At 28.9% G+C, this 4,096-nt stretch carries 4 protein-coding genes; all 4 read left to right on the top strand.

Annotated features, from left to right (window positions below):
* Positions 1-402 precede the first annotated feature (402 nt).
* Positions 403-1,152 carry an AAA family ATPase gene (locus tag SPD90_RS04000; RefSeq protein WP_320924373.1) on the top strand — a complete coding sequence of 250 codons (750 nt, stop codon included), beginning with the start codon at positions 403-405 and terminating at the stop codon, positions 1,150-1,152.
* A gap of 41 nt (positions 1,153-1,193) precedes the next feature.
* Positions 1,194-1,370 carry a hypothetical protein gene (locus SPD90_RS04005; RefSeq protein ID WP_320625462.1) on the top strand — a complete coding sequence of 59 codons (177 nt, stop codon included), beginning with the start codon at positions 1,194-1,196 and terminating at the stop codon, positions 1,368-1,370.
* 364 nt (positions 1,371-1,734) lie between these two features.
* Positions 1,735-3,432 carry a phospho-sugar mutase gene (locus tag SPD90_RS04010; RefSeq protein WP_320625463.1) on the top strand — a complete coding sequence of 566 codons (1,698 nt, stop codon included), beginning with the start codon at positions 1,735-1,737 and terminating at the stop codon, positions 3,430-3,432.
* 291 nt (positions 3,433-3,723) lie between these two features.
* Positions 3,724-4,096, top strand: a 373-nt coding sequence (locus SPD90_RS04015) for an IS1/IS1595 family N-terminal zinc-binding domain-containing protein (RefSeq protein ID WP_320924374.1), incomplete at its 3' end; no start/stop codon positions are given.

A 4,096-nucleotide genomic window follows, 5' to 3' on the forward strand; every position in this document is an offset into this window, starting at 1 on the left:
TATTCCAGCAGCCTTGACTAATTTTTCTAGCTTTTGTAAAATAGTATTTCTTGGGTTTGTTCTTAAATTTGTAAAATATACTTTAGATTTTGACATTTTGCTTCCTCCTTGTGTAAAATCATTATAATTATAGCATAATAAATATCGATGAATTATAAGAATCGATTATTAAAATTAATTCCAAAATGGAATGTATTTATCCTATAATGAATTGATTTAAAGTGTAAGGTGTTATACTATAATAATTAAGAAATGTTGTTATATAAATGTAAATTTAGCAATAGCTTAAATAATTTAACCCACCCTTGCACGATAATTAATTTATCGTGTTTTTTTTTAATATACGATTAAAATAAATAATAAAATAATATTTTCTAAAAAATTAATACAGGGGATAGTAATATGAAAAGTCAAAAAATGAATCAATTTATTAGAAGCGTAAAATTAAATAGAGATAAAGTTGAGAATTTCGATGAATACCCATTTAGCCTGCCGATTATAAAAAATCTAGACAAAATAGAATTTCATCCAAGTGTAACGTTTATAGTCGGCGAAAACGGATGTGGAAAATCGACTATACTAGAATCTATAGCTGTTTCATACGGGTTTAATCCAGAGGGAGGAACTAAAAATTTTAATTTTAGCACAAATGATACTCACTCGTGTTTGCACGATTTTATAACTATAGTCAAGGGGGTTAAAAAGCCAAAAGATGGATTTTTTTTAAGAGCAGAGAGCTTTTACAACGTAGCTACGAATATAGATGAGTTAAATTCAGAAAGTCCAAGCTATAGCTTTATGAATAGCTATGGAGGAAAATCACTTCATAAAAGATCTCATGGAGAGGCTTTTTTTTCACTTATTATGAACAAATTTACAGGAAATAGTTTATACATTCTAGACGAGCCAGAAGCTGCTTTATCTCCAACGAGACAGATGAGTTTAATATCTAGAATAGATGAACTAGTAAAACAAGGCAGTCAATTTATAATAGCGACGCACTCGCCGATTTTAATGGCGTATCCAAATAGCTTTATATATCAAATAAAAGAAGATATTCAAAAGGTAAAATACGAAGACAGTGAAAACTACAACATAACGAGAGAATTTTTAAATAATTATAAAAAAATGATACATATACTGACTAAATAATATATAATACCTATTAAAGAATAAATTTAAGGAGGCATAATATGGCTGAACAAAGAGTAACAGGATCTTCTCAAAGAAATGCCAAAGATGTGGCATATGAGCTTACAGAATTATATTACACTACAGTTGTAAACAAAGACAACACAAAAGATGTCGCTCCAGAAGAAGTGGCAGAAACTTACCTAAAAATATACAACAAGATTGTAGGCTGTAAATAATATAAAAAATTTTTAACAACTGAAGTTAGAGAAGCGTTACATATTTTTAAAAATATAGTTAAAATATAAATTATATTAAAAAATAGTTGGATTTATGAGAAAAATAATACATAAAACGACTATTTTTTTAATTTTAAACCTCAAAAAAAATAACTGTAAAAAATTTCAAAAAGAAAACGATACCAAAAAAAAATTTTGTTTACTTAGAATATAAAACAATATACAATATACATAGAGATACAAATAGATATTTATTTTTAATGTTTATTATCTTTTTAGCTTTTATATTTATCCATAAATGGGTAATATAATTTAATATATTATAAAAAATTATAAAGTTTAGAAATTGAAAGAGGGAAGAAGAATGAATTACAAGGAAATCTACAATCAATGGCTAGAAAGTGATTATTTCGATGCTGAAACAAAAAAAGAACTAGAAAATATTAAGGGAAATGAAAAAGAAATAGAAGACAGATTCTACACAGACTTAGAATTTGGTACAGCAGGACTTAGAGGAATAATAGCAGCTGGAACTAACAGAATAAATATATACACTGTAAGAAGAGCTACTTTTGGTCTTGCAAACTACATAGTAAAAAATACTACAGAAGAAGAAAAAAATAGGGGTGTAGTAATAGCTCACGACAACAGACATATGTCAAGAGAATTTTGTATAGAAGCTGCAAACACATTAGCTGCTTGCGGTATAAAAGCATACATATTCGATTCATTAAGAACAACTCCAGAATTATCTTTTGCAGTTAGAAAATTACACACTATAGCAGGTATAGTTATAACAGCAAGCCACAATCCACCAGAATACAATGGATACAAAGTATATTGGGAAGATGGAGCACAAGTAATGCCTGAAATAGCATCAGCAATAACTGCTGAAGTAAATGCTATAAAAGATTACTCAACAATACCTACTATAAAAGAAGATCAAAAAGACCTAGTTATAATGTTAGGTAAAGATCAAGACACTGCATTTATAGAAGCAGTAAAAACTCAAGTAATAAAAACTGAATTAGTTAAAAAGGTTGGAAAAGAATTTAAAATAGTTTATACTCCACTTTGCGGAACAGGAAACGTACCTGTAACTCGTGCATTATCAGAAGTGGGATTTGAAAATATAATAGTAGTACCAGAAGAACAAAATCCAGATCCTAATTTTGCTGGAATAGAATATCCAAACCCAGAAGAACACAAAGCTTTAACAAGAGGTATAGCTTTAGCTAAAGCTGAAGGTGCTGACTTAGTTATGGCAACTGACCCAGACTGCGATAGAGTTGGTATAGCTGTAAGAACTACAACAGGAGAATATGCACTTCTTACTGGTAACCAAATAGGTGCAATGTTAACTAACTACATAATAGAAAGCTCTAAAGAAGAAGGTAAATTAGATCCTAAAGCTACATTAGTTAAAACTATAGTAACTTCAGAATTCGGAGCAGATATCGCTAGAGCTAACAACTTAGACGTAATAAACGTACTTACTGGATTTAAATTCATAGGTGAAAAAATAAAATCTTTTGAAGAAACAGGAGATAAAACTTACTTATTCGGATACGAAGAAAGTTATGGATACTTAGTAGGAACTCATGCTAGAGACAAAGACGGTGTAGTAGCATCTTTATTAATAGCTGAAATGGCAGCTTACTACTATGACAAAGGATTAAGCCTATACGAAGGATTACAAGCTCTATATGAAAAATACGGATACTTCAAAGAAAAAACTATATCATTAACTTTAAAAGGTATAGAAGGTTTAGCTAAAATAAAAGAAATAATAACTTACTTCAGAGAAAATGATATAAATGAATTCAATAGCACAAAAGTAGTAGACTTAAAAGACTATCAAAAAGGAATAGATGGATTACCTAAGTCAAATGTGTTAAAATATTTCTTAGAAGATGGTTCATGGATAGCTGTAAGACCATCAGGAACTGAACCAAAACTTAAATTCTATGTAGCTGTAAAAGGCGAAGACGAAGCTAAATGCTTAGAAAAAATAGCTAATATAGAATCAGACATAAACAAAATAATCGAACAAGTTAAATAATAAAAGTATTTAAATGAGGCAACCATTTAATAAAAATAAATAATTTTACTAAAAAGACTGCATATATTTTATAATTGTGCAGTCTTTTTATATAAAAAAACTTTCCCACGCGAAGCGTATCACCCATTCGCATAGCGATTTCTAATTTAAAAAAGATTGACACCATTCAAACCTATTATTATCAATTCAGAGTCATTGTAATTATATTTAACAACTTTGTGACATAGGTATAAAGTGTTAAATAGTTAGACATAATAAAACTAATAATTACCTAAGTAAGGAGGGTTTGGTATGTTCAATGAAAGACATTCAGATATGTTTAATTCGAAAAGAAACAACGTGAGAAGGTTTTATTCTAATGAATTTGACCTAAGTAAAATACAAAATTTTCGTAAAAGTATTGAAGATTTAAGTAAGGAGGAGATATATTTTTTAGTAGAATTTGCACAGGATGAAATAAAAAGATTGTATAATTTGGGGTTTGAAAGTGAAATTGATAGGAAAAAAGAAATTTTGCAAGGTAGATTTAAGAAGGGGCTTAGATGTCCTAAGTGTGGAAATTTGCGTTTGAATAAAAATGGAAAGACTAATGGTCGCCAAAGATATATGTGCAAAGAATGTAGAACTACGTTTGATGAGAGGAGTTTTTCGCCACTTTCCAACA

Source organism: Intestinibacter sp. (genome assembly GCF_034113885.1).
In the GTDB taxonomy this organism is placed as follows: domain Bacteria; phylum Bacillota; class Clostridia; order Peptostreptococcales; family Peptostreptococcaceae; genus Intestinibacter.

Coding starts and splice junctions, on each gene's coding strand:
- SPD90_RS04005 (WP_320625462.1), top strand. CDS start 1,194: ATGGCTGAACAAAGAGTAACAGGATCTTCTCAAAGAAATGCCAAAGAT.
- SPD90_RS04010 (WP_320625463.1), top strand. CDS start 1,735: ATGAATTACAAGGAAATCTACAATCAATGGCTAGAAAGTGATTATTTC.
- SPD90_RS04000 (WP_320924373.1), top strand. CDS start 403: ATGAAAAGTCAAAAAATGAATCAATTTATTAGAAGCGTAAAATTAAAT.